This window comes from Ligaoa zhengdingensis (assembly GCF_014384885.1).
Classification (GTDB): domain Bacteria; phylum Bacillota; class Clostridia; order Oscillospirales; family Ruminococcaceae; genus Ligaoa; species Ligaoa zhengdingensis.
In genome coordinates this window covers 65,581-91,350 of record NZ_JACRST010000007.1, presented here as the reverse complement: position 1 = coordinate 91,350, position 25,770 = coordinate 65,581, and the positions used below count along the sequence as shown (strand labels likewise).

General features: G+C 59.5%; 25 protein-coding genes, 1 tRNA gene and 1 pseudogene. 16 read left to right on the top strand and 11 right to left on the bottom strand.

The annotated features are described in order from the left end of the window. Positions 1-121 precede the first annotated feature (121 nt). The 5 genes from H8711_RS06690 (at position 122) to H8711_RS06670 (ending at position 5,011) form a co-directional block, all read left to right on the top strand. Positions 122-1,459 (top strand): DUF512 domain-containing protein, encoded by a 1,338-nt coding sequence (locus H8711_RS06690; RefSeq protein ID WP_249282695.1) that lies wholly within the window; start codon positions 122-124, stop codon positions 1,457-1,459. After that, positions 1,460-2,779: a ribosome biogenesis GTPase Der gene (gene der / locus H8711_RS06685; RefSeq protein WP_249282694.1), complete on the top strand. Its 1,320-nt coding sequence runs from the start codon at positions 1,460-1,462 to the stop codon at positions 2,777-2,779. It begins immediately after the preceding gene. Between the two features lie 188 nt (positions 2,780-2,967). Then, positions 2,968-3,627 carry a glycerol-3-phosphate 1-O-acyltransferase PlsY gene (gene plsY, locus H8711_RS06680; protein WP_249282693.1) on the top strand — a complete coding sequence of 220 codons (660 nt, stop codon included), beginning with the start codon at positions 2,968-2,970 and terminating at the stop codon, positions 3,625-3,627. 12 nt (positions 3,628-3,639) lie between these two features. Next, positions 3,640-4,653, top strand: coding sequence for an NAD(P)H-dependent glycerol-3-phosphate dehydrogenase (locus H8711_RS06675; RefSeq protein WP_249282692.1), 1,014 nt, complete (start codon positions 3,640-3,642; stop codon positions 4,651-4,653). 13 nt (positions 4,654-4,666) lie between these two features. Beyond that, a complete protein-coding gene (locus tag H8711_RS06670) occupies positions 4,667-5,011 on the top strand; it encodes a hypothetical protein (RefSeq protein ID WP_249282691.1) in 345 nt (114 codons plus the stop codon). Positions 5,012-5,048: 37 nt separating this feature from the next. On the opposite strand, the gene H8711_RS06665 is transcribed toward H8711_RS06670, so the two are convergent. After that, positions 5,049-6,110, bottom strand: a complete 1,062-nt coding sequence (locus H8711_RS06665) for a sensor histidine kinase (RefSeq protein ID WP_249282690.1) — start codon at positions 6,108-6,110, stop codon at positions 5,049-5,051. Further along, entirely contained in the window at positions 6,107-6,805 is a 699-nt protein-coding gene (locus H8711_RS06660) for a response regulator transcription factor (protein WP_249282689.1), read from the bottom strand. The genes H8711_RS06665 and H8711_RS06660 overlap by 4 nt, the downstream gene beginning before the upstream one ends. 159 nt (positions 6,806-6,964) lie before the next feature. Here H8711_RS06660 and H8711_RS06655 point away from each other — a divergent pair, with 159 nt between their 5' ends. Next, complete coding sequence (locus H8711_RS06655; RefSeq protein WP_249282688.1) at positions 6,965-8,599, top strand: DUF7743 domain-containing protein; 1,635 nt, start codon at positions 6,965-6,967, stop codon at positions 8,597-8,599. Positions 8,600-8,706: 107 nt separating this feature from the next. Here the strand turns inward: H8711_RS06655 and H8711_RS06650 are convergent, their stop codons facing one another. After that, entirely contained in the window at positions 8,707-8,973 is a 267-nt protein-coding gene (locus tag H8711_RS06650) for a hypothetical protein (protein WP_249282687.1), read from the bottom strand. Positions 8,974-9,009: 36 nt separating this feature from the next. Beyond that, positions 9,010-9,078, bottom strand: a pseudogene (locus H8711_RS14345) (zinc-ribbon domain-containing protein); the annotation flags it as partial. Positions 9,079-9,248: 170 nt separating this feature from the next. Here H8711_RS14345 and H8711_RS06645 point away from each other — a divergent pair. The 3 genes from H8711_RS06645 to H8711_RS06635 all read left to right on the top strand — a co-directional run bounded on the left by H8711_RS06645 (position 9,249) and on the right by H8711_RS06635 (position 11,377). Then, entirely contained in the window at positions 9,249-9,725 is a 477-nt protein-coding gene (locus H8711_RS06645; protein WP_249282686.1) for a TspO/MBR family protein, read from the top strand. Positions 9,726-9,882: 157 nt separating this feature from the next. Next, entirely contained in the window at positions 9,883-10,572 is a 690-nt protein-coding gene (locus H8711_RS06640) for a superoxide dismutase (RefSeq protein ID WP_249282685.1), read from the top strand. Between the two features lie 67 nt (positions 10,573-10,639). Beyond that, complete coding sequence (locus H8711_RS06635) at positions 10,640-11,377, top strand: N-acetylmuramoyl-L-alanine amidase (RefSeq protein WP_249282684.1); 738 nt, start codon at positions 10,640-10,642, stop codon at positions 11,375-11,377. A gap of 75 nt (positions 11,378-11,452) precedes the next feature. On the opposite strand, the gene H8711_RS06630 is transcribed toward H8711_RS06635, so the two are convergent. Both H8711_RS06630 and yfbR read right to left on the bottom strand, forming a co-directional pair. Continuing rightward, positions 11,453-12,040 (bottom strand): hypothetical protein, encoded by a 588-nt coding sequence (locus H8711_RS06630; RefSeq protein WP_249282683.1) that lies wholly within the window; start codon positions 12,038-12,040, stop codon positions 11,453-11,455. 203 nt (positions 12,041-12,243) lie between these two features. After that, the gene (gene yfbR / locus H8711_RS06625; protein ID WP_249282682.1) at positions 12,244-12,825 is read right to left on the bottom strand and encodes a 5'-deoxynucleotidase; all 582 of its coding nucleotides are present in this window, start codon (positions 12,823-12,825) and stop codon (positions 12,244-12,246) included. 253 nt (positions 12,826-13,078) lie between these two features. Between yfbR and H8711_RS06620 the strand changes: the two genes are divergently transcribed. The 3 genes from H8711_RS06620 to H8711_RS06610 all read left to right on the top strand — a co-directional run bounded on the left by H8711_RS06620 (position 13,079) and on the right by H8711_RS06610 (position 16,830). Further along, complete coding sequence (locus H8711_RS06620) at positions 13,079-15,685, top strand: YfhO family protein (protein WP_249282681.1); 2,607 nt, start codon at positions 13,079-13,081, stop codon at positions 15,683-15,685. A gap of 21 nt (positions 15,686-15,706) precedes the next feature. After that, the gene (locus tag H8711_RS06615; protein ID WP_249282680.1) at positions 15,707-16,651 is read left to right on the top strand and encodes a glycosyltransferase family 2 protein; all 945 of its coding nucleotides are present in this window, start codon (positions 15,707-15,709) and stop codon (positions 16,649-16,651) included. Positions 16,652-16,754: 103 nt separating this feature from the next. Next, positions 16,755-16,830: transfer RNA gene (locus H8711_RS06610), tRNA-Lys, on the top strand. A 305-nt stretch (positions 16,831-17,135) separates the two neighbouring features. Here the strand turns inward: H8711_RS06610 and H8711_RS06605 are convergent. The 3 genes from H8711_RS06605 to H8711_RS06595 form a co-directional block, all read right to left on the bottom strand. Then, on the bottom strand, positions 17,136-17,342 hold the full coding sequence (locus H8711_RS06605; protein ID WP_249282679.1) for a helix-turn-helix domain-containing protein: 207 nt from the start codon (positions 17,340-17,342) through the stop codon (positions 17,136-17,138). Positions 17,343-17,869: 527 nt separating this feature from the next. Beyond that, a complete protein-coding gene (locus tag H8711_RS06600; RefSeq protein WP_249282678.1) occupies positions 17,870-18,883 on the bottom strand; it encodes a uroporphyrinogen decarboxylase family protein in 1,014 nt (337 codons plus the stop codon). A 212-nt stretch (positions 18,884-19,095) separates the two neighbouring features. Further along, positions 19,096-20,496 carry an MATE family efflux transporter gene (locus tag H8711_RS06595; RefSeq protein WP_343253224.1) on the bottom strand — a complete coding sequence of 467 codons (1,401 nt, stop codon included), beginning with the start codon at positions 20,494-20,496 and terminating at the stop codon, positions 19,096-19,098. 314 nt (positions 20,497-20,810) lie between these two features. Here H8711_RS06595 and H8711_RS06590 point away from each other — a divergent pair, with 314 nt between their 5' ends. The 3 genes from H8711_RS06590 (at position 20,811) to H8711_RS06580 (ending at position 23,847) form a co-directional block, all read left to right on the top strand. Then, positions 20,811-21,083, top strand: coding sequence for a hypothetical protein (locus tag H8711_RS06590; RefSeq protein ID WP_249282677.1), 273 nt, complete (start codon positions 20,811-20,813; stop codon positions 21,081-21,083). 133 nt (positions 21,084-21,216) lie between these two features. Continuing rightward, positions 21,217-21,582 carry an ArsR/SmtB family transcription factor gene (locus H8711_RS06585; protein WP_249282676.1) on the top strand — a complete coding sequence of 122 codons (366 nt, stop codon included), beginning with the start codon at positions 21,217-21,219 and terminating at the stop codon, positions 21,580-21,582. A gap of 33 nt (positions 21,583-21,615) precedes the next feature. Beyond that, positions 21,616-23,847, top strand: a complete 2,232-nt coding sequence (locus H8711_RS06580; protein ID WP_249282675.1) for a heavy metal translocating P-type ATPase — start codon at positions 21,616-21,618, stop codon at positions 23,845-23,847. A gap of 47 nt (positions 23,848-23,894) precedes the next feature. Here the strand turns inward: H8711_RS06580 and H8711_RS06575 are convergent, their stop codons facing one another. Next, positions 23,895-24,116 carry a helix-turn-helix domain-containing protein gene (locus H8711_RS06575; RefSeq protein ID WP_249282674.1) on the bottom strand — a complete coding sequence of 74 codons (222 nt, stop codon included), beginning with the start codon at positions 24,114-24,116 and terminating at the stop codon, positions 23,895-23,897. 722 nt (positions 24,117-24,838) lie between these two features. Here H8711_RS06575 and H8711_RS06570 point away from each other — a divergent pair. Beyond that, entirely contained in the window at positions 24,839-25,015 is a 177-nt protein-coding gene (locus H8711_RS06570) for a TraY domain-containing protein (RefSeq protein WP_249282673.1), read from the top strand. Between the two features lie 67 nt (positions 25,016-25,082). Here the strand turns inward: H8711_RS06570 and H8711_RS06565 are convergent, their stop codons facing one another. Continuing rightward, positions 25,083-25,757, bottom strand: coding sequence for an ABC transporter ATP-binding protein (locus H8711_RS06565; RefSeq protein WP_343252775.1), 675 nt, complete (start codon positions 25,755-25,757; stop codon positions 25,083-25,085). Between the last annotated feature and the right edge of the window lie 13 nt (positions 25,758-25,770).

Sequence of the window (25,770 nt, the reverse complement as noted above, 5' to 3'; positions counted from 1 at the left end):
AGAGAAGGTGGCAACCTTCTCTATTTTTTTACCAATTTGGGTCTGCTGGCAAACCGAGCCCCCGCTGTTTTCAAGCGGCGGCGTTGCGGACAGACCGGGTTTGAAGGGATGTGCAGACGCGTTGCCGGTAAAAATCAAGCAGGTGCAGCGCCGTTCCCCCGCACAGAAAGCCGGCATCGCCGCCGGGGAGACCCTGTGCGCCATCAACGGCAACCGCATCGTAGACGTACTGGATTACCGCTTTTATATGACTGAGGAGCGGCTGGACGTGGAGGTAGAGGACATCGCGGGGAAGCGGCGGCATGTGGCCGTGCGCAAAGGGGAATATGACGACCTCGGGTTGGAGTTCGACACCTACCTGATGGACCGCCAGCACACCTGTAAAAACAAGTGCGTCTTCTGCTTTGTGGACCAGATGCCGCCGAATATGCGCGACACCCTGTACGTCAAGGACGACGACTCCCGCATGTCCTTTCTGTTCGGCAATTACATCACCCTCACCAACCTGACCGACGAGGACATCGACCGCATCATCAAGATGCACATCAGCCCCATCAACGTGTCGGTGCACACCACCAACCCCGCGCTGCGGGTACAGCTGATGAAAAATCCCGCCGCCGCGAGCTCCCTGCGGTATTTAAAGCGGCTGGCGGAGCATGCTATTAAAATCAACACCCAACTGGTGCTCTGCCCCGGCGTCAACGATGGCCCTGAGCTGGAGCGCAGCATCCGCGATCTCGCCGCGCTCTATCCCGCGCTGGAGAGCATCGCCTGCGTGCCGGTGGGGGTGACCAAATTCCGCGACGGGCTGTACCCGTTGCGGCCCTATACGCCCGAGGAGGCAAACGCGGTGATCGACACCATCCACCGCTACTCCGACCGGTATCTCGAGCAGCATGGGGACCGCATCGCCTACCCGTCCGACGAGTTCTTCCTGCTGGCCGGGCGTCCGATCCCGCAGGAGGCGTACTACGGCGGGTTCGACCAACTGGAAAACGGCGTGGGTCTCTTGGCACTGCTGCGCCAGGAGTTCGCGGACGCGCTGGAGGAGGCGCGCCCGAGCGACAAGGCGCGCCGGGTGACGGTTGCGACCGGAGCCGCCGTGGGGCCGTTTTTGCAGGGAATCATCGACACCGCGCGCCCCCGCTACCCCAACCTGGACTGCCGGGTGCAGGTGATCCGCAACGAGTATTTCGGCGAGACCATCACCGTGGCGGGGCTGATCACCGCCACCGACCTGATCGCCCAACTGCGCGGCCGCGACCTGGGCGAGGAGGTGCTCATCACCTCGGCCATGCTGCGCCACGAGCAGGACCGATTCCTGGACGACTACACGGTGGAGCAGGTGGAACAGGCGCTGGGGGTGCGGGTGACAGTGGTGGACAACGACGGCTGGGAACTGCTGGGCAGCCTGCTCGGCGAGGACGTTTTCGGCCCGGAACAAGGAGGTAACAACTGAATGTCGAAACCGATTATCGCGGTGGTGGGGCGGCCCAACGTGGGCAAATCCACCCTGTTTAACAAGCTGATCGGCAAGCGGCTCTCGATCGTGGAGGACACCCCGGGCGTAACGCGCGACCGCATCTACGCGGAGTGCGAATGGCTGGGCAAGACGGTCATGCTGGTGGACACCGGCGGCATCGAGCCCAAAACCGACGACATCATCCTGGCGCAGATGCGCCGGCAGGCGCAGCTCGCCATTGACAGCGCGGACGTAATCATCATGGTGGTGGACCTCAAAACCGGCGTGACCGCAACCGACCACGACATCGCGCTGATGCTGCAAAAGAGCGGCAAGCCGATCGTGCTGTGCGTCAACAAGTGCGACGCCCCGGGCGGCCTGCCCGCCGACTTCTACGAATTTTACAACCTCGGCCTGGGCGACCCGGTCGCGGTGTCGTCGGTGCACGGCCATGGAACCGGCGACCTGCTGGACGAGTGCTACCGCCACATCGACTTCGACCGTCCGGAGGAGTACGAGCCGGATTTCATCAAGGTTGCGGTGATCGGCAAGCCCAACGTGGGCAAGAGCTCGCTGATCAACAAAATTGCGGGCGAAGATCGAGTGATCGTTTCAGACATCGCTGGCACCACCCGCGACTCCACCGACACGGTGATCGACGACGAGCGCGGCCGGTTCGTGTTCATCGACACCGCGGGTATCCGCCGCAAGAGCCGTGTGGACGAAAATATCGAGCGCTATTCGGTGCTGCGCTCCTATATGGCGGTGGACCGCAGCGACGTATGCGTCATCATGATCGACGCATTGGAGGGCTTCACCGAACAGGACAGCAAGATCGCCGGCTACGCCCACGAGCAGGGCAAGGCGAGCATCATCGTGGTGAACAAATGGGACGCGGTGGAGAAGGACGGCAAGACCATGCGCGAGTACGAAAAAAAGCTCGAGCAGGATTTCAGCTTCATGTCCTACGCGCCGTTCCTGTTCCTCTCGGCCAAGACCGGCCAGCGGTTGGAGAAGCTCTATGAGATGATCCGCGTGGTGAACGAGCAGAACGCCATGCGCATCTCCACCGGCAAACTCAACGACGTGCTTGCCTACGCCACCGCGCGGGTGCAGCCGCCCACGGACAAGGGCAAGCGCCTCAAAATCTACTACATGACCCAGGCGTCCACCCGCCCGCCGACATTCGTCTGCTTTGTCAACAAGGCCGAGCTGTTCCACTTCTCCTATCAGCGGTATTTGGAAAACCAGATCCGCGAGACCTTCGGCCTCACCGGCACCCCGGTGCGCATGGTGGTGCGCCAGCGCGGCGACTAATGGCCAATACCGGACCGTTGGCGCCTGTTCCCTTTATTATGCGGCGTTCCTATCCATAAAGTTGTACCGCCGGTTTTTTCCATTTTCTCTTGCATTCACGCCCGCTTCAGGGTATGATGATATTAGAATGTTTTTGTATATTTTCTGGGGCATACCGGCGGGGTGTCCCAGGCTCGGAGGGGTAAGCTATGTCCAATCAGACGACAATCATCCTCGCGGCGGTGCTGGTGGCGCTCTGTTCCTATCTGGTGGGCAGCATCAACTGGTCGGTCATCATCTCAAACCTGTTTTACCACAAGGATGTGCGCAACTTCGGCAGCGGCAATGCGGGTATGACCAACATGCTGCGCACGTTCGGCAAAAAGGCGGCCGCCGCAGTCACGGTGGGCGACTTCAGCAAAAGCATCATCACCGTGGCGGTGAGCCGCGTGGTGTTTGCCCATCTGTTTGGGCAGCTCCCCTTCGACATCGGCTATCTGGCCGGCATCTTCACCATCCTGGGGCACCTGTTCCCCATCTATTTCCGGTTCAAGGGCGGCAAGGGGGTGCTCACCGCGCTGGGCATGATGCTGGTGATCGACTGGCGGGTGTTCCTGATCGTGTTGGGCGTCGGGCTGCTCATCCTGCTCTGCTGCAAAATCGTCTCGCTCGCGTCGATCTGCGGCGCGGTGCTCTACCCGGCGACCTACGTTATGGTACATAAGCTGATGGGGGATTTTTCCCTCCCCGACATGATCTGCTCCATCGTGATTGCGCTGCTGGTGATCTACATGCACCGCGTCAACATCAAACGGCTGATCAACGGGACAGAATATAAATTTGGAAAACCCAAAAACGACAAAAAGTAGGAGGGGATTTTCTTGGCGAAAATTGGTGTGTTGGGCGCGGGCGGATTTGGTATCGCCCTTTCGGTGATGTGCAACAAGATGGGACATCGGGTTACCATGTGGAGCGCGTTCCCCGCCGAAATCACCGCGATTATCCGGGACGGGCAGAATTTACAGCTTCTGCCCAAGGTCAAAATTCCCAAAGAGATCGGGCTCACCACCGAAATTGCGGACGTGCAGGGCAGCGACCTGATTATCCTGGCGGTGCCGTCCTTTGCCATCCGCGAGACCGCGCGCAAGCTGGCTCCCTATGTGTCCCAGGGCGCGCTGGTTTCCACAGTGGCCAAGGGTCTTGAGGCCAAAAGCTACAAGCGGCTTTCCCAAGTGATCGCCGAGGAACTGCCCGGGTGCCAAACTGTGGTCATCTCCGGCCCGTCGCACGCCGAGGAGGTCGCCCGCGGGGTACCCACCACGGTGGTGGCGGCGGCGCAGAACCGCGCGGCGGCCGAGGCGGTGCAGGATCTGCTGATGAACCCCACCCTGCGCATCTATGTCAACGACGACGTGGCCGGCGTGGAATACGGCGGCGCGCTCAAAAATGTGATCGCGTTGGCTGCGGGCGTGTGCGACGGCCTCAAGCTGGGCGACAACAGCAAGGCCGCCCTGATGACCCGCGGCATCACCGAAATCGCCCGCCTGGGCGTGGCGATGGGCGCGAGCTTTGAAACGTTCGGCGGGCTTTCCGGCGTGGGCGACCTGATTGTCACCTGCACCAGTATGCACTCCCGCAACCGCCGCGCCGGCATCTTCATCGGCCAGGGCAACACCGCGCGGCAGGCGCTCGAGAAAGTGGGCATGACGGTGGAGGGATACCTCGCCACCAAGACCGCCTACGAACTCTCCCGCGAGGTAGGCGTGGAGATGCCGATCGTGGAGGAGTGCTATCAGGTGCTCTACCAGGATAAATCCCCTAAAAAAGCGATCTCCGACCTGATGGGGCGCCCTCGCCGCCACGAGTCGGAGAGCATTTGGCTGCAAAGCAAGTAAGGAGGCTTTCCCTATGGCAAACGGCGCCCCGCCCCGCAAGGGCATGAACAATGCGTTCCGCGTTGTCGCTTCCATCTTTATCCTCTATTTGGCTTTCGACCTCTTCCGAAACCTGGGCGATGTGCCGGGCAACGAAAAATTGCTCATCGGCGTGATCGCGGGCTTGTTTGTGCTGGCGGGCGGCTGGTTTCTGATTTCCGCCCTGCGCGACATCAAGCGCGAAAAGGAAGCCGAAGAGGCGGCCGCGCAGCAGGCGGCGGAACTGGAAGTGCTCGAGTCCCCGTCCAGTGAGGACGACGAGGACAATGAGGACAGCGAAACGCTGGCAGCGGTTTCTGAGGACGAAAAACAGGAATAAGCAAGCATAAAACGGGAGCCTTACGGCCCCCGTTTTTTCATGATAATTTGGCCAATGTGAAGCAGACGCACAGCCCGCCCTCCGGCCGGTTTTCAGCCCAGATACGGCCGCCGTGCACCGCGATGATCTCGCGGCAGATGGCAAGCCCCAATCCGGCCACGCTGCGCCCCGCATCGGAGGTGTAGAGCGGCTCGAAGATACGCTCCAGGTCGTCCCCCGGCACGCCCGACCCGTTGTCGCACAGCCGGAGCTGCACGCCGCCGCCCTCCTGCCTGCGGCACACCAGCTCGATGCGGCGCTCCGCTTTATCGAAGTGCTTGAGGCTGTTGACGATCAGGTTGCCAAACACCCGCCGCAGCTTGGAGAGGTCGGCGCAGAGCTTCTCCCCCGGGCACTCGTTGCGTACCGTGAGAAGCACGCCCTCCTGCTCCAGCTCGTCGCGGCAGTCCGCTTCAAACAGGGCGCACAGCTCATCCGAGGTGAGAAACTGGAGCTTGAGCGCGCTTTGCAGGTTGCAGCTCAGGTAATCGTCGAACTCCTCGATCAGCTCCCGGATGTCCATCGACTTCTCATAGATGGTGCGCAGATATCGCTCGGTGCGCTCGGGCGAGAGGCCGTTCTTTTGCAGCCGCTCCGCGTACCCCATCACCGAGGTGAGCGGCGTCTTGATGTCGTGCGAGATCGAGGCGATGATGCGATTTTGGGTCTGTCGCTCCCGCTCCAGGTCGCTTGCGAGCTGGACAAACCGGTTGTGCAGCTCGCCGATCTCGTCCGAGCGGTCGGTCGGCTGCGGCGTCACCCCGCGCCGGAAGGCGTCCATCTCGCCGCCCAGCGCCTCGACCGGCCGGACCACATCCCAATAGATCACCAGGGTGACCACCAGCAGCACCACAGCCAGCAGCAGAATCTCCGCAATCAGCATCCGGCGGTAGATCTGGTTCCCCATGCGGATTTGCAGCTCGCTGAGCGCCTCGGGCAGCCGCGCCGAAATCAGGTGCAGGTAGTAGCCGCCCAAAAGGAGAAAGTTAGCCAGAAACACCCCCAAAATCGTCGTGGTGAGCTTGCGGCGGATGCTGGGACGAAACCGTTTGCGTCTCATCGCGCGGCCTCCTCGGGGCGCACCAGCTTGTAGCCCACGCCCCACACCGTCTTGATGTATTCCCCGCGCGGGTCGATTTTAGCGCGCAGGTTCTTGATGTTGACCGCCACCGTGCCGATATCCCCGTAATCCACGCCCCACACCGCGTTGAAGATCTGCTCGCGGGTGAGCACCTTGCCCGCGTTTTTGATGAAGTAATAGAGCAGGCGGAATTCGCGCGGGGAAAGCGCCACCAGCTTGCCGTCGCGGTAGGCCTCCAAACTGTCCTTGTGCAGCTCGATCCCCTCGAACCGCACGCGGTCGCCCGCGTCCGTAGCCGCGCTGCGCCGCTCCCGCCGTAGGTGCGCCCGCACCCGGGCCACCAGCTCCTCCACCACAAACGGCTTGAAGATATAGTCGTCGCCGCCCATCTCCAGCCCCAGCAGGGTGTCTAGCGTGCGGTTTTTCGCTGTGACAAACAGGATCGGGCAGCTCACCGTGTCGCGGATGTGCCGGCAGAGCTCCAGCCCGTCCATGCGCGGCATCATCACGTCCAACAGGATGAGGGCCACATCCGGCGCGTGCACCAGAAAATCCAGCGCCTCCTTGCCGTCGCCGCAGATGTGTGTGGCGTAGCCCTCGTCCTCCAGCGCGTCCGACATCAGCTCCGCAATCGCGCTGTCATCATCCACGATCAGGATTTTTTGCATGTGCATCCGTCCCCCCTCGGGTTGTTCCCTATGCCCTATTATACCAGCTTCCCATAAAAATGGAACGCCGCAATTATTAAGAAAGTTTAATCGGGCGTATGGGACATTTTCACAATTGACGGCTACAATAAATGTGTAATCCGATCAAATGGGAGGCACACCCTTATGAACAGATTTTTCAGACCAGCCGCGGCCGCTCTCGCCGCGCTGCTCACTGCTGGCGCTCTGCCGACGTTCGCCCAGGCGGACAGCACCCCGCCGCAGCTACAGGACGTGATCGTCGGGGCGTCCTCGGCGACCGCGCCGGGCAGCGTGAGCGTCGCGGTGAAGGCCACCGACGACCTCTCGGGGATCAAACAGGCCACCGTTTTGTTTGAAAACCAGGAAAACGGGCGCATCCTGAGCGCTGCGCTGCTGCCCGGCGATTACGACGCATCCGCCGGGCTCTACCGCAAGGAGCTCGCCATCCCCGCCGGTGAACCGGCCGGAACCTATGAGCTCAAAAGCGTCACCCTCATCGACGAGGCCAAAAACCTGCAAACCTATTCCGCGCGCGGCCGCATCTCTGCCGCAAACGACAACCTGCCGCTGGGGCTGGCGACCCGCTTCACGGTGACGCCCAGCCAGAAAGCGGCCAAAACGCCGCGCATCACCGGCATCGCCCTCGACCGGGCGGAGGTCGCGGGCGGCGCGACGGTGAATGTCACCGTCGCCACCGATTCCGACGCGGCGGTCGGCCGCATCCTGCTCACCTTTACAAACCGCGCTGACGACCGCGAGCTGACCCTGGCGCTGCACCAGGGCGACCGCGTCGGGCCGGGCGTCTACCGCGCCGGGCTGGAAATCGGCGAGTTCGAGGCGGGCGGCACCTTCGCTTTGACTGAGGCCACTGTGATCGACGGAGCGAAGCAACAACAGAAATACCTCACCCAGCAGGAGATCATAGACGACGGCAAGTGGACCTATCTCCCCCTGCCGCAGGAGCCCTCCTTCCGGATCAAAAACAGCGCCCCGGACACCGCCGCGCCGACATTGACCGGCGTGTGGGTGGATCGCGCCTCCGCAGCAGCGGGCACGAGCGTGACCGTGTCGGCAGCCGCTGATGACGACCTCTCAGGTGTCAAGCAGCTCTCGGTGCGGTTCCGCAACGAACAGAACGGCCGGGTGCTCTACGCCTCGATGTTGGCGGATAAATCCTACGACCCAGCGACCGGGCGCTACTGCGCCGTCATCGAGATTCCGCAGTACGAGCCCGCCGGGGATTATCAAATCTACCGCGTCACCGTCACCGACGAGGCGGGCAACCGCAGCCAGTACTGCCCCTGGAGCGAACGCAACGACCATGCGGACGGCTTTGAGCTGCTGCCCGAGGAGCCTGCCTTCTCGGTGAGCAACATCCCCTCCAAAGCCGACGCGGACGCGCCGGAGCTGGAGGACATCGGTTACTCCGCCGCCGGTGCGGACGCCGGGCGCGCGCTGGGCGTCTCGGTGAAGGCATACGACGCGAGCTCGGGTGTGCGGCGCATCCATCTGCGGTTCCGCAACGAAGAAAACGGCCGCACCCTCAGCCTGACGCTGACCGCGCGCGATTACAACCCCGCCACCGGCGCTTATGAGGGCTCTATCCTCGTGCCGGATAACGAGCGCACCGGGTATTTCGACCTGGTGAGCGCGCGGCTGACCGACAACGCCGGCAACAGCCAATCCTACGCCGCGCGCGACCTCATTGATTCGAGCGATGAGAGCGAAGAACGCCTGAAGCTGCCCGACACCGGTTTTTCGGTCTCCGGCAGGGATTGACGGCGCCCTCCGCTCCTGAGCTAAAAATTCTCCTCACAATGGCACAAGGCCCCTGCGTTCTGAGAACGCAGGGGCCTTGTGCCGTCCACAGCAAAAAACGCCGCTGGTCAATAACGGACCAAATTCATGCACGCGCCCAGGATGGAATTGCACACCGCAATGCACAGCCCGACAATATTGACAGTCCGCCCGGCGGTGCTGATCTGGCCGTTGCGAATGTCGTTGTTCGCCAGCACAAGCCCAATAATGAGACAGGGATAAGCTATCATCGGCAGCAGCACAGCAAAAATGACCCCGATAATCCCTAAAACCATCGGGGCGGGATTCGTACCTGCCGGGGGCTTCACAAATTGGGGCTGGACGGGCCGGTACATGGGGCCATCCCCCCACTCAGCCCCGCTCCTCAATCTCGCTCCACATTTTGAACAATACCCTGCGTCCTCGCCGACAGAATTTCCGCATCTTTCACAGTAACGCATATCTCTCCTCCTCATTGCAGCAAATGAGCCTATCGCTGCAATTATAGTAGCATATTGCCGAAAAAAAGAAAATCGCTTTGCGATAAATATTTATGCCCCGCACCGCCGAGGCATAAATAGCGGCATTCTGCATATTCTAAAGTAAAACGCTGCGAAAGAGGTGTACGCTGATGAAACCATCCTTTACCAAACGGCTGTGGCCGCTGGTGGTCAGCCTGCTCATCAGCCTTGGGACAGGCGGCCTCTCCGCGCTGTTGACCCGCAACAGTATGGACGCCTACGGAAATTACCAGCAACCGCCGCTCGCGCCGCCCGCGTGGTTGTTCCCGGTGGTGTGGACGGTGCTGTTTGTTTTGATGGGAATTTCGGCCTATCTCGTCTATGAGGCGCAAAGTCCCGGCCGGCGCGCCGCGTTGTGGATTTACGTCATTCAACTGGCGGTCAATTTTGTGTGGCCGCTGCTGTTCTTCCGCCTGGGTCTGCTGATGCCCGCGTTCTGGTGGCTGGTGCTGCTGCTCCTGCTGATCGTGTGGATGATCGTGCTCTTTTTCCGGGTGAGCCCCGCGGCCGCCTACCTACAAATCCCGTATCTGCTGTGGACACTGTTCGCGGGATACCTCAACCTCGCCATCGCCCTGCTCAACTGAATCCTACAACCGGCCGCCCCCTGTGCTTGTGCGCAGGGGGCTTTTTTGTATGCAATCACCTATCTCCGCACTTTTTCATATATTGCTATCAGCAGAATATCAGGGCTTTTTCCCTTTTACCGGCCGGCAAAACGCCCTTTGGAAAGGATGATCGATCTTGGCGGAGCATTACCCCTTCAGCTTGCGGCCATTGCCGTACCAATACGACGCGTTGGAACCCAACATCGACGCGACCACCATGTACCTGCACCACAACAAACATCTGGGCGCCTATGTGGAAAATCTCAACAAGGCGCTCGCACCCTATCCCCGCTTTCACGACTGGAGCCTGACCAAGCTCCTCTTTTCCCTCGGCAGCCTGCCCCGCCCCATCCAGACGGCGGTGCGCAACAACGGCGGCGGGGTATACAACCACAACCTCTATTTTGCCGGCATGACCCCCAACTCGGGCGGCAAACCGGTGGGCGCGCTGGCCCGGCAGATTGAACAGCAGTACGGCAGCACCGACTTTTTCCTGGAACAGCTCAAGGCCGCCGCCATGAACCGGTTCGGCTCGGGCTGGGCGTGGCTGGTGTGGGGCAACGCCACGGGTGAACCCGGCCGCGAGCCCTCCTTCCGCACCCCGGCGTCATCGGAGCAGGCGCTGCGCATCTTCAGCACCCCCAACCAGGATGTGCCCTTCCCCTGGTGCCCCATCCTGCTGGTGGACGTATGGGAACATGCCTACTACCTCAAATATCAAAACCGGCGCGCAGAATATTTCGACAACTGGGCGCAGACGATCAACTGGGAGCTGGCCGACGAGCGGTTCCGCCTGTGCGCCGGTTTGACGGTCGAAGAGGATTAAACCTGCCGCACCGTTTGAGCACTTTTTGCGTATACTGAAGCGTATCAATCAGTCTGGAGGAATCGCCATGCCAACCATCTACCTGAGCCCGTCGACGCAGGAGAACAACCTCTATGTCACCGGCGGCACAGAGGAATACTACATGAACCTCATCGCGGACGCCATGGAGCCCTATCTGCGCTCCAGCGGCATCCGCTATGTGCGCAACACCCCGGATATGACCGCCGCGTCCTCCATCCGGCAGTCCAACGCCGGGAACTACGACCTGCATCTGGCGCTGCACTCCAACGCCGCGCCCGAGGGGCGCTATGGCGAGGTGCGCGGCACCGACGTGTATTACTACCCCTCGAGCACCCGCGGGCGGCGCGCCGCCCAGATCATCGCGGCCAACCTGCGGGATATCTACCCCATCCCCTCGCTGGTGAGGGCGGTGCCCACCACCGCCCTGGGCGAAGTGCGCCTCACCCGCGCGCCCAGTGTACTCATCGAATTTGCCTACCATGACAATGTCAACGACGCAAACTGGATCAAAAACCACATCCAGGAAATCGCCATCAACGTGGTGCGCTCCCTCACCGAATACTTCGGCATCCCGTTCGTCAATGCGCAGCCTGCCCGCCGCGGCACCGTGGACACCAACGGCACCAACCTGAACATCCGCCAATACCCCAACACCGGCGCACCCATCCTGGCCCGCGCCTACGACGGCGCCCCCATCACCGTGCTGGGTGAGTGGCAGGGGTGGTATGTCGTCAACTACAACGGCACAATCGGCTACGCCTCCTCAAACTACATCGACGTCTGACCCACAGCCGCAAACAAAAGCCCCGCCGCGAAATGGTTCTTCGCAGCGGGGCTTTTGTTTGTCCGTTTACGCTGGTCAGAAGGTGCGCCCGGTTTTGAGCGCCTTTTTGAGAGGCGGAATCACCACTAGGCCGAGCAGACCGCCGGTCAGCGCCGTGACCGCCTGCGGCCAGGAGAACATGATCGTCAGCATCTGCGCCTGCTGCGGCTTCACCTCGGGGATGAGGCCCAGCATCCAGGGCACCGTCAGCCACAAAAATGCGCATTTCACCGCCGCGGCCAACACCACGCCGCCTAAGCGCGCGGCCAGTTCAGCGCCGCCGCGGAGCCGGTCCGCCGCTCGGAAGGTCCCCCAGAGGACCGCCACCAGGATGGCGTTGCCCAGCGCGATGAGCGGCGTGATCTGGGGAAAGATCGGCCCCACGCCCAGCAGGGTGGCGAGAATGGCCGAGAGCACCCCGACCGTCACGCCGGAGCCCAGCCCCACGACGCCCGCCGCAATGGCCAGCATCAGGTTGACCAGAGAGCCGGTGATCAGCTGGCTGACGCTGAACGGGCCGGCGATGACCGCCCCCGCGGGCACCAGCTTGCCCACAAACTGCGCCACCAGCACCAACGCCAGCAACACCGCCGTCCGTGTGATCCATAATGTCCGTTGTTTCATAAAAAACCATCCATTCCGCCGCTTCGCGCCGGCACAAATTTAAAATACAAGCAGGCATCTTACCACGCGAAGCAGAGGAATGGTAAGATGATTTTGCGCATAAGGGCGGAAGCGGGCCGCAACTTGCGCATCGCCCCGCGGGGGATTGTGTGAAGTTCTTTCGCGCTAAAAATCCCGCCCTTTCGCCCTCTATCATATACCGCTCACCGCAATTCATCAAGGGTCAAACCGTAGGGTTCTAAAAATTCCCGGCGGAAAATTTCCGCCTCGGGCAGGGCCAGCTCGTCCAGCGCCTGTTCGGTGGAGCGCCGCGCCAGGGCGAATTCGCGGTTGCCCGCCTTCTCCTCCTCGATGCACTTGAGCAGGGCGGACAGCTTGTCCGCAGCCTTCACCAGCCGCTCGGTCTCCGGGTCGTCCCGGCCGGGGCCGAGCAGGTCCTCGTAGGCGGGGCGCAGGTCGTCGGGCAGCAGGTCCAGCAGGGTGTCCTCCGCGCCGCGCTCGATGTCGCGATAGCTCTCGCGGATGCGGCTGTTGTAGTATTTCACCGGGGTGGGCAGGTCTCCGGTGATGATCTCGGCACAGTCGTGGTAGAGCGCGGCCAACGCCACCCTGCCCGGGTCGTAGCCGCGGCCCAGCCGCCGGTTGCCGATCTCGGCCAGCGCGTGGGCCAATTGCGCCACCTCAAGGGTGTGCTCGGCGAGGTTTTCCTCGCGGGTGTTGCGCATCAGGCCCCAGCGGGCGATATATTTCATGCGTGAAAGCATGGCGTAAAAGCTGTTCTTCATAGCGCTTCCTCCTGATTATCCCAAAAATGCTGCATAAATTTGCGGCCCGCGCGGCACCCTTTAAACAGGGAGCGCAGGCCGCGTCCTTTCTTCCATGATACCGTTTTCGCGCAGGCTTGTAAACCGCGACGGCGCGCTTCGTTAAATTTTTGTGACGGCCGGGAAGAATGGGTGGCAAAAACGGCGCTTTATGATATAATGAAAACCGTTGATGAAAATTTTTCCTGGGAAACCCCCAGTATGAGGTGAGATTTTGAACAGCCTGTTGGGACAACCGCAAAAAAGCAAGCATTGGCTGACCTTTTGGGTGGCGCTGGCCACCGCGGCGGCCTTTTTTCTCCCGTTTGTGATCTACAACCGGGGGCTCTTCGTCTATATCGGCGACTTTAACTGCCAGCAGATCCCGTTTTACAAGCTGGCGCACGAGGCGGTGCGCAGCGGGGACATCTTCTGGAACTGGTACACCGACCTCGGCGCAAACTTCATCGGCTCCTACAGCTTTTACCTGCTGTTCAGCCCGTTCTTCTGGCTGACGCTGCTCTTCCCCACCGCGGCAGTGCCTTACCTGATGGCGCCGCTGCTGGTGCTCAAGACCGCCTGCGCGGCCCTGACCTCCTATTTCTACATCCAGCGGTTTGTGCGCGACAAGAACTATGCGGTGATCGGCGCACTGCTCTACGCCTTCTCGGGCTTCACCGCATACAACATCTTCTTCAACCACTTCCACGAGGTGATCGTCTTCTTCCCGCTCATGCTCATCGGGCTGGAGGAGCTGCTGGTGAACGACCGCAAGGGCGCGTTCGCCGTCACGGTGGCGATCAACGCCATGGTCAACTACTGGTTCTTTGTGGGCGAGGTGGTGTTCGTCATCCTCTATTATTTCGTCCGCTGCACCGGCCTCAAGGGCGGGTTCAAAAAGATCCTCTGGGTGGCGTTTGAAGGCCTGCTCGGGGTGCTGATATCCGCCTTTGCGCTGCTGCCCTCGGCCCTCGCGGTGATGGGCAACCCGCGCACCACCTTCCCCGAAAACCTGCTCAGCGGCTGGCAATTCTGGCTGTACACCCACGAGCAGCGCCAGCCGGGCATCGTGGCGAGCTTCTTCTTCCCACCGGACACCCCGTCGCGCCCCAACATGTTCCCCGACCACGGCGCGAAGTGGGCCTCCCTGTCGGCCTGGTTGCCGCTGTTCTCCATGAGCGGTGTGCTCGCCTACCTCATCAGCGTGCGCAAAAACTGGCTGCGCAAGCTGCTGATCGCCTGCTTTGTGGTGGCGATGGTGCCCGGGCTCAACAGCCTGTTCGTGGGCCTCAACCACTCCTACTACACCCGCTGGTTCTACATGCTCATCCTCCTGATGGCCCTTGCCACCGCCGCCACGCTGGAAAACGAGCGCATCGACTTTGCGCGAGGATTCCGCTGGACGGCCGTGATCACCGCCGCCATCGCCATCCCGATCGGGTTCACCCCGGTGATCAAGGACGGCGAGATCGAACAGATCGGGCTGGCCAAGGACATGCGCATCTTCTGGGTGTATGTCGCGCTCGCGGTCATCGCGCTGGCGCTGTGTTACCTGCTGATGTTCTTTGCCCGCAGAACCGCCCGGTTCCAGCGGATCGCATTGGTGATGCTCTGCTGCTTCACCTTCGGGTACACCACCCTCTATCTGGCGATGTCCAAGCAGACGCTGGAGCGGGACAACTATATCATCGACAACGGCGTGCACGGGCGCGCGAACCTCACTATGCCCGTGGACCCCGACGACGAATTCTACCGCACCGATATCTACGACAGCGGCGAAAACTTCGGCATGTACTGGCACCTGCCCAACATCCAGGCGTTCCATTCGGTGGTGCCGGTCTCGATCATGGAGTTTTACCCCGAGGTGGGGGTCAAGCGGGACGTCTCCTCCCGTCCGCAGCCCGAATATTTCGCGCTGCGCAGCCTATTTTCGGTGCGCTACCTGTTTATTGACAGAAGCAAGGAGGAACAGGACCCGATGCCGGGCTATCACCTGGTGGATCAGCAGCTCGATTTCAACATCTATGAAAACGAAAATTATCTGCCGATGGGCTTCGCCTTCGACGCCTATCTCACTCGGGAGGAGTTCGACGAGATCCCAACCGACCTGCGCCACAAGGTTTTGATGCGGGCCTTGGTGCTGGACGAGGAGCGGGCGGCGACCTACGGACCGATGCTGGAGCACCTGGAGATCGGGGACACCAACCTGCCCGAGGCGTACACCGATTTTCTCGACGATGTGGACGCCCGCCGCTCGATGGCCTGCTCGGACTTTACGAGGGACAACCTCGGCTTCACCGCGACCTGCAACTTCGATCAGCCGCGCCTGGTGTTCTTCAGCGTGCCCTATGAGGCTGGCTGGAGCGCCACGGTGAACGGCGAGGAGGCGCAGGTGGAGAAGGTGGATATCGGCTTTATGGCGGTGCGCGTGCCCGCGGGCGCGTGCGAAATCCGCTTCGATTATATGACCCCCGGCCTGCTGCCCGGCCTGGCCGTCAGCGGCGGCGCCATTCTGGTGCTGCTGGCCTATTGGTTGTTCTTCCGCAGCCGCAGCGCCAAGCGGCGCGGGCGGCCCGCCGACCCGCCGCGCACCTACGAGCTGTTCGACCCCGACCAGCTCTTCCCCGCCGAGGACGAACCGGCCGACGGCTTTTCGCTCGACCATCCCCTCAGCGACGATGGGGAGGAGCCCGAGCCCGAAGAATTATATCCGCCTGCCGGCGAGCTGCCCGACCCCAGTGAGGTCCGGTGGGAAGCGGAGGATTTCACCGGTGCGCCCGGCCCGGTGATCCCGCCTGAGGACGGCGAAGACGAAACCGGGAAGGATCAGCCGAAGAAATAACAAGCGAGGAGATGGGAGCGCATGGCCGACATTCTCTATTTGGTGGTGCCCTGCTACAACGAGGAGCAGGTGCTGCCTGAAACTGCAAAGCGCCTGACCGAAAAACTCAGCGGCATGATCGAGGGCGGCGCGGTCAGCCCGGAAAGCCGCATCCTGCTGGTCAACGACGGCAGCCGCGACCGCACCTGGGAGATCATCCGCACGCTGCACGAAGAAAACCCCATGGTGTGCGGGGTGAAGCTCTCGCGCAATAAGGGGCATCAAAACGCGCTGCTGGCCGGCCTGATGACCGCCATGCCGCTGTGCGACATGGCCATCTCGCTCGATGCCGATCTGCAGGACGACGTGGATGTGATCGACCAGTTTGTGGCGGAATATTACAAGGGCCACGACGTGGTATATGGGGTGCGCAAAAAGCGTGACACCGACACCGCCTTCAAGCGCGCCACCGCTGTTGGCTTTTACCGCTTTATGAAGGCCCTTGGGGTGGACATCGTGCAGAACCACGCCGACTACCGCCTGATGAGCAAGCGCGCGCTGGAGGGCCTGGCGCAGTTCGACGAGGTCAACCTGTTCCTGCGGGGAATCGTGCCGCTCATCGGCTACCCAAGCGCCGTGGTCTACTACGACCGCCACGAGCGCTTCGCCGGGGAGAGCAAATACCCGCTTAAAAAGATGCTCTCCTTTGCATTCGACGGAATCACCTCCTTCTCGGTCAAGCCCATCCGGCTGATCACAGCGTTGGGGATCATCATCTTTGCAGCCAGCCTGCTGATGCTGCTCTACTTCCTGGCGATCTGGCTGATGGGCCGCACCGTGCAGGGCTGGACCACCCTGGTCTGCTCGATCTGGATGATCGGCGGCATCCAGCTGCTCTGCCTCGGCGTGATCGGCGAATATATCGGTAAAATTTACGGCGAGGTCAAGCGCCGTCCGCGCTATCTCATCGAAGAAACTTTGCGCTGAGCGGTAAAATGCAAAAATTACCGCCTGAAAGCCACAAATTGGTTGACAAAAAGCGATCGTTTTTGATATACTAATTAGGTACCTGTGAAAGCAGGCTGCTTTTGAGCCACTAGCTCAGTTGGCAGAGCATTTGACTTTTAATCAAAGGGTCCGGGGTTCGAATCCCCGGTGGCTCACCAAAAAGGGGTGAATACCAACTGGTATTCACCCCCTTTTTTGTGCAAGCAGCCGGAGGATGCGAACAGGCAGCAAGCCCGCCCCGAGCCGAAGGCGAAGGGCGGGCGCAACCGGGCCGCCGGTGGCGGGCCGGTTCTGCCGCGGGTAGAATCCCCGGTGGCTCACCAAATCCAGCGAAATCCGAACCCCGTCTATGTGTTTGCAGGCGGGCTGTTTGGATGCATTTTCAGCCGGGGAGATTAGTCCCCGGCTTTTTGCTTAAAAAATAGGCCCGAGAATGGCGTTATGCCGTCTCTTGGGCCTATTTTTATTTATCAGGCACATATTCCATGATGTCTCCCGGTTGGCAATTCAGCGCCTCACAAAGCCTAGCGATAGATTCGGTGGTAACATTTTTTCCCTCTCTAAGTTTTTGCAATGTGGTTTCGGTAATAATCTGTTCCTTTCTAATCTTATAAGTGGTCAAACCTTTCGTTTTCATTAGGGCAAATAGTTTGTCGTATTTCATCGGCATATAATCCCCTCCTATTTTACATTATACTCTTCAATCATACATTTTTAAAGTAGCATAATATACATTTTATAAGTATCATATTTGTTAGATTTGTCAATTGACTATGCTATTTAAAGGTAGTATGTTATAATTACAGGGAAGGGATAAAAGAAACCCGCCAAAGGACGCAACCTCCAGCGGGCAAATACCACCGACCGAACCACAAATCAACCAGCGGCAAGGCTATTATAACACCTTGCCCCGAAAAATGAAACGACTCATCACAAGAACTCGCTCAGGCAAAAGCCTGAGCGAGTTCTTGTGATTGGGAAATAAAAGTTGGCGCACCGCTAGCGCGGGGAACCGGGCAAGGGGCACGAATTACCAGTGGCAGAAAAGTGCTCTGGAACGGGAAACCAAATTTAATCGGAGTGGCGCAGCGAAAACGGTACCACTCCGATGAAACCTTCCAAAATAGGGGACTTTTTCAATGTGTGCTCAACCCAATCCGTTCAGCACACCGGCGGGCCTTTTCTCTATTGATCCGGTCATTTGCCGCGATAGAATTCCTCCACCGCCGCAAAAAATGCGTCGATATTCTCCCACTTGGAGAGGGGTGGAATGTCGCAACCCGAGGAGATGACGAAGTTGGGATAGCTGCAGCAGGCGTTCATCACGCGCAGGGTCGCCTCCCTGACCGACTCCGGGGTGCCGTTGCGGAGCTCCCCGGCGGGGTCCACATTGCCCATCGCGACGGTACCGCTGGGGATGTGGGGCATCATCTCAGCCATGTCGATGGCGTTGCCGAAATGGTAGGCCGCCGATCCGGTGGAGAGGATCGAATCGATCGTCTGGATGGTGCTGTCGCCGCAGTTGTGGTAGATGACCACAAAAGAATCTTCCTGCACCGCGTCCACAATCTGTTTGACATACGGGGCGGAAAACTCCTCGGCCAGCGAAGGGGAAAGCAGCCCTGCCAGCGGTTCCGCCATGACGACGCCGTTGGCGCCTACCCTCTTGTATTCCAGGCAGTATTCAATGAGGAACTGCGTCACCTTTTTGAGCAGGATGTGGACCATATCCGGTTCCTCATAGCAGTAGATCATCGCCTCCGAGACATCCATCAGGCGCCCCGCCAGCGAAAACGGGCCGATGATCCCCGCCAACACCGGACGGTCGTCGATCTCCGCCACCGCTTTTTCGATCGCATCGATGTAGATTTTGGTTCGGCCCGCTCCAACCTTGGGAACCTCGAGCTGCTCAGCCTCTTCCTCGCTGCTGACGATGCTGCCGATCACAGTGGGCACCTCGTCGTCAGAGAAGCGGATGGTGGAACCGAAGCATTCCGCTTCCAGCGACAGGTCCATCAGGCTCACCGACGCCGCAGCGTTGGTGCGGTCCGCAATCAGCTTCATCCCCTTGGCCTGCGCGTCGCTGCTGGAGATCAGGTCCTTCACGCTGATACCCATGAGCTGGATCGCCGGAAAGGAAAGGACCGGCATCGCCTTTTTGACAGGTGCGTCGATCATATCGTTGAGCCATTGTTTCATATTGCGTTTCATTGAAATACCTCCCTGTTGTTTTATTGACCTCGAGTCGTTCTTTCTGCACTCACTATATCAAATCGCTCGGATTCAAGCTATAAAACAACCGGGAAAAATGGTATTTTTTTGTGGTGTTGCATCCGCTGGCAAAAATCGGGCGCAAAGGAGCCCGCCAGGGGAAAATCCCTAAGCGGGCTCGGATTGGTTTTTGTGTTGGCTCAGGTTGCGCATCAGTTCAGCGCGCCGCCCTCCCCGGACAGGTTCCCGCCCGTCAGCGGGGTCAGGTTTTTGATATGCTTGCGGTAGAGCGACACGAAGATCAGCAGGCTCGCGATAAACGAGATTGTCTCGGCCAGCGGGAACGCGTACCAGACGGCGGAGATCCCCAGCTTGGACAGGAAATAGGCCATCGGCAGAATGAGGATCAACTGGCGCAGCAAAGAAATGAACAGGCTCTTGGCACCCATGCCGACCGCTTGAAACAGGGTAGAAAACGCGATGCCCAGCGCAGCCGGAACAAAACACAGCGAGATGGTGCTCAACGCCGGTACGCCGACCTCCAGCATGGCGGCGTCCGCATCGAAGATTGCGAGCAGCGCCTCAGGGGCCAAACGGAACAGCACGGTGCCCGCCGCCATGATGACCAAAGCGATGATACTGCCGATTTTGAGCGCGCTCATCATCCGGTGCTTGTTGCGCGCGCCGTAGTTGTAGCCGATGATCGGCATCATGCCCTGGGTCATGCCGAACACCGGCATAAACACAAACGACTGGAGCTTGAAGTAGATGCCGAACACCGCGACTGCCGCGTCGTTGAGCCCGGTCAGGATGGCGTTCATGCCCATCACCATGGCCGAACCGATCGACTGCATGATGATTGACGGAAAGCCCACCGCATAAATGTCGCGCACGATGCGCCCGTTCCAGCGGAATCCGCGCAGCGAGATGTTCACCGCGTGGTCGCACACCAGACCGACGATCACCACAAACAGCATACCGATGATCTGGCCGGTGACCGTTGCCACCGCAGCGCCCTTGACCCCCATCGCGGGGAACCCGAGCAGGCCGAAGATCATAATCGGATCGAGGACGATGTTGATGATCGCGCCGATCAGTTGGGAGAACATGGGGATAATCATGTTGCCGGTGGATTGCAGGGTCTTTTCCATGTTGACCTGCATGAACATGCCGAACGAGAAGATGGTCACCACGTAGACGTAGTCGCATCCCATCTGGTGTACCTCCGGGATGTCGGTGAACGCCTTGAAGAACAGATCGGTGCCGATGACGCCGCACAACGCCACAGCCAAACCGCTGATCAGCCCCAGCAGCAGGCCGTGCGTCGCGGCCTGGTTGGCCTCCTCATGTCGCCCCTCGCCCAACCGGCGGGAGATCAGCGAGTTGATGCCCACGCCGGTGCCCACCGCGACGGCGATCATCAGGTTCTGCACCGGAAAGGCGAGGGAGACCGCGGTCAGCGCGTTGAGGCCCAGCTTGGCCACAAAGTAGCTGTCCACCACGTTGTAAAACGCCTGCACCAGCATGGAACACATGGCGGGCAGACCCATGGACAGCAACAGGGGCAGCATCGGGGCTGTACCCATCTTATTTTCCGAATAAGCTTCCATCATAACACTCCTTTTCTTTTCCAAATTTCCTTCTCATATAGCGAAAAAAAGCCCACACTATCTCCAGTGTGGGATGTCAGGTTGCCTGTTATCCGGAGGACCGGACCTTTTTTATATCGGTCACCGATTACAACCACTTTCTTATCTATTCTATTGCTTTTTGAAATAATTGTCAATCACCTGCGGGGAGTTTGTGAAAACAAGATAAAATCGTCGCCCAGGGGAGAAAAAATATTTTTCCCCTGGAACAGACGTGTTTTGCGCCCTGTCGCCGTTATGATGGTGCTACAGATAGGCCCGAAACGGGGCGGGAAAGGATGGATGAAAAGATGCGCAAATACAGGCGCGGACTGTGGGCGATCGTGTGCGCCGGTATCCTGCTGGCGGCCAGCGCTGGGGTGGCTCGCCCCGTACATACCGAAAAGGCAGCTGCGCCCCCGCCCAGCGAGGCCCGCGCCGCGGCTCAGGCGGGGGAGGACGCTTCCAGAACCCTAGGCTGGCCCACCCCCGCCGAGGTGGCGGTCGCCGGGGCGGGTATCTTCCTGTTGGTGGTGGCGGCCACAGGAATTGCGCTCTGCTCGAAAACCTGAACCATAAAAAATGTGTGGCGCGCATCCAAATTGGGTGCGCGCCTCGCTTTTTTATGCGAACCTCTTGACAATGCTGTGGACAGTTGCTATTATAATTATATGAATAATTGTTCATATGAAAGGGTGATTGACAATGGCCAACAACGAACCGCTGGCTGAACAGTGCGATTTTTTGTTTGTGCACCAGGAGATTGTGGATGCCGTGCAGAGCCGTATGCCCGATGAGGAGATTCTCTACGACCTGGCGGATCTCTTTAAAATCTTCGCGGATTCCACCCGCATCAAAATTTTGTATGTGTTGTTTGAATCGGAGATGTGCGTGTGTGATATCGCGCAGCTTCTGGGCATGAGCCAGAGCGCGATCTCCCATCAGCTCCGGGTGCTCAAGGCGTCCTGTTTGGTCAAAAACCGGCGTGAGGGTAAGACGGTTTTCTATTCCCTGGCGGACGATCACATCAAGACCATCCTCGACCAGGGGCTGGAGCATGTCACCGAATAAGTGCCATCCAATTCAATCGACAGGAGAATGGATATGAAAAAGTATTATCATCTGGAAGGGCTCGACTGCGCCAACTGTGCGGCCGAGCTGGAGCGCGCAATCGGTGGGCTGGAGCAGGTTTCAAGCGCATCGATCAATTTTATGGCAAAGCGCCTGGTGTTGGAGGCCCCCGAAGAGCAGTATGAAGCGGTGCTGGAACGCACCCGCGCCACCATCGCCGAGCTGGAACCGGGTGTGGAGCTCACCGAGGAAACAGGGGACGGCAAGCGCCGCGCCAAACAGCATACGCACGACCACGACCACTGCGATTGCCAGGAGTGCTACGAATGCAGCGCCTGCGAAGGCGGCGGCAGCTCCCCCGCGGACAGCGGCGAACGCGACAGGGCCTACCTGCGGGAGCAGATCATCCGCATTGTGGGGTGCGCGGTGATCCTGGTGGCGGCCATGTTCATGCGCGACGAGATGTCCTTTCTCTCCGAGCTGCTGATGTATTTGATCGCCTACCTCTTTATCGGCTACGATATCCTGTGGAAGGCCCTGCGCGGCATCTTCCGCGGCAAGGTGTTCGACGAAAACTTCCTGATGTCCATCGCGACGGCGGGCGCGTTCGTGATCGGCGAATATCCCGAAGGGGTCGCGGTCATGCTGTTCTATCAGATCGGCGAGCTGTTCCAGCACTACGCGGTCAGCCGGTCGCGCCGGTCGATCGCCGGGTTGATGGACATCCGCCCTGATTATGCCAATGTGCTGGTGGACGGCGAGATCGTGACCGGGGCGCCGGAGGACGTCGAGATCGGCGACGTGATGGTGGTCAAGGCGGGCGAAAAAATCCCGCTGGACGGCGTGGTCATCGAGGGCAATTCCACGGTGGACACCTCGGCCCTCACCGGGGAATCGCTGCCCCGCGAGGTAAAGGAGCAGGACGAGGTGCTCAGCGGTTGTATCAACCTCACCGGCCTGCTGCACATCCGCGTCACGCGCGAATTCGGCGAATCCACCGTCTCAAAAATTCTCGATCTGGTGGAGAACGCGGGCAGCAAAAAGGCCAGCGCCGAGAATTTCATCACCAAGTTCGCGCGCTACTACACCCCCATCGTGGTGGGTCTGGCGGTGCTGCTGGCGGTGATCCCCCCGCTCGCCGGCCTGGGCACATGGGGCGAATGGGTCTACCGCGCGCTCTCCTTCCTGGTGGTCTCCTGCCCCTGCGCGCTGGTCATCTCGATCCCGCTGGGGTTCTTCGGCGGCATCGGCGGCGCGTCCCGCCGGGGCGTGCTCATCAAGGGCGGCAACTATCTGGAGGCGCTGGCCCGCACCGAGGTCGTGGTATTCGACAAGACCGGCACCCTCACCGAGGGGAAATTCGCGGTCAGCGCGGTGTATCCGGCCGGCGGCGGGCGGCTGGATCCCGCGCAGAACGACCCGGCCGCCGCTTCCCTGCTAGAACGCGCAGCCTGCGCCGAGGTCTATTCCAACCACCCCATCTCCCAATCGATCCGCGCGGCCTACGGCAAACAGCCGGATGAAACCCGCGTGACCGATGTGACCGAGGCGGGCGGGCACGGCGTATCCGCCCAGGTGGACGGCAAGCTGGTGCTCGCGGGCAACCGCCGCCTGATGGCGGAGCACAAGATCGACGCGCCGGAAATCCCCGAAGCGGGCACGGTGGTGTACCTGGCCGAGGAGGGCCGGTATCTGGGTGCGATCGTGATCGCGGACCGGGTGAAGCCGGACGCCAAACGGGCGATCGCCGACCTGAAGGCCGCGGGCGTGAAAAAAACGGTGATGCTCACCGGCGACGCGGACGCGGTCGCCCAGGCGGTTGCGCGCGAGCTCGGCCTGGACGAGGCGCACGCCGAGCTGCTGCCCGGCGACAAGGTGGACCAGGTGGAGCGGCTGCTGGACGGCAAATCGGCCAAGGGCAAGCTCGCCTTTGTGGGCGACGGCATCAACGACGCGCCGGTGCTGGCGCGGGCCGACATCGGCATCGCCATGGGGGCGCTCGGCTCCGACGCGGCCATCGAGGCCGCCGACGTGGTGCTGATGACCGACGAACCCTCCCGCATCGCAACCGCGATGCGCATCTCCCGCCGCACCCTGCGCATTGTCAAGCAGAATATCGTGTTTGCGCTGCTCGTCAAGGTGGCGGTGCTGGTGCTGGTGGCGTTCGGCCTCTCCACCATGTGGGAGGCGGTGTTCGCCGACGTGGGCGTTTCGGTGATCGCAATTCTCAACTCGATGCGCGCCCTGCGTGTGAAAAAGCTGTAGGATAGAAAAAGAATAAGCTGCCCAGTTTCCTTTTGGAACTGAGCAGCTTATTCTTTTTGATTTTCTTTTTCTTCCGGTACAAAAAGCAGAATATCCTCAACCCTGCAATTTAACAACAGACACAAATCATTGATTAGTGCCGTAGATATTCCGCCGTTATGCCGCAGCCGATGGATCGTGTTGCTACTAAAGCCATATTTATAAATTAACGCATATTTTGTGATTCCCTTATCCTTTAGCGTTTTCCATAAAGGGTCATAAATAATCATTTTTATCACCTATTATCAGTCTACCGAATAGTCCGCATATTGAACATTGTTCAAATTTGGACTATAATTTATACGAGGTGATATTATGATTTGTCAAAATTTATTTTGCATTTACTGGAATCAAAATCAATGTACTTTGGATGGCATTACGTTAGATATACGTGGGTCATGTGAGGATTGCATCTATATTACCCCCGAAGAATCCTATCTGAAACAAAAAAGAGAGGAGCTTCTGTATCGCTATGAATTAGAAGACTCCACTTTTTAATATTGGCGTCTGCCTCATAAAAAGGCGGAGCTCCATGCGGGCCCCGCCTTTTTTGCGTTAAAAATTGAAACAATCTGTCCTTTATGCTATTATAAGCACGGATACTGTCGCAAACGGCAGGCGGTTAGCCACTCCCCACGAGAGGGGGTGATGCCGGATGGTTACATATGAGGCTCTTTTCAGCTTTTGTCTTGTAATCATTGGCGTGATTGCTCTGTTTCAGAGCAAAAAAATAGCCGCCTTCCCAGTCAAAAAGAAGCGGCTATTCTTTAGCTATTTTCTTTCGGGCTGACCGTCTGTCGACAGTATCCCTTTATATTTATTATAGTGATAATTTTTTTATCTGTCAATGCCTTCCCCATCGCTCTTTCCGCTTAGATTCTTTTTCTCTCTTATTCTATCGTTGATTTGAGAAGCAGCGCAATGATATAATTGAGAAGGGGAGGCGACCGCGATGGTAAAACAAGAAAGCCCTTATCCGCTGCGGCTGGAACATACCTTGGCGAAAAAACTCAAATATCTTGCAAATAAAAATATTCGCTCTTACAATAAAGAAATTGAATTCATTTTAAAAAATTATATGGCGATATACGAAGAGGAGTACGGCGAAGTCGTGGTCGAAGAGGAATGATCTTCGGGCCTTTCTTTTTATAAAGCAGCCCCCGCCCCGGCAATTCTGGCCGGGGCGGGGCGCTTTTTTATTGAGTGAAGAGCTGGCCGTCCACGATGCGCACCACCCGTTTGGCGTGGCTGGCCACGTTGAGGTCGTGGGTAATCATGATGATGGTGTGGCCCTGCTCATTGAGCTGCTGGAAGAGCTCCAGCACCTCGCTGCCTGTGGCGGTATCCAACGCGCCGGTGGGTTCGTCGGCCAGCAGGATGTTCGGGTTGCCGATGAGCGCGCGCGCGATGGCGACGCGCTGCTGCTGGCCGCCCGAAAGCTCGTTGGGCTTGTGGTGCCGCCGTTCGTCCAGCCCGACCGACCGCAGGCTCTCGCGGCAGATGGGCATCGCCTCGCGGCGGGTGTACCCCCGGATAATCAGCGGGATCATCACATTTTGCAGCACATTGTAGCTGGGGATAAGCTGGTACCGCTGAAAGATAAAGCCGATCTCGCGGTTGCGGATCTTGGTGAGCTGGGAATCCTTCATCGTCTGGATGGCGTTGCCGTCCAGGATATACTCGCCGCTGTCGAAGTTATCCATGCAGCCGATGATGTTCATCAGCGTGGATTTTCCCGACCCAGACGGCCCCAGGATGGCGAGAAACTCGCCCTTTTCCACCGTCAGGTTGATATCTTTGAGCACCAACAGGCGTTCCTGCCCCATCGCATAGGATTTGTTGATGCCGCGCATTGTAATCAGATGTTCCACAGCGCATCCCCCT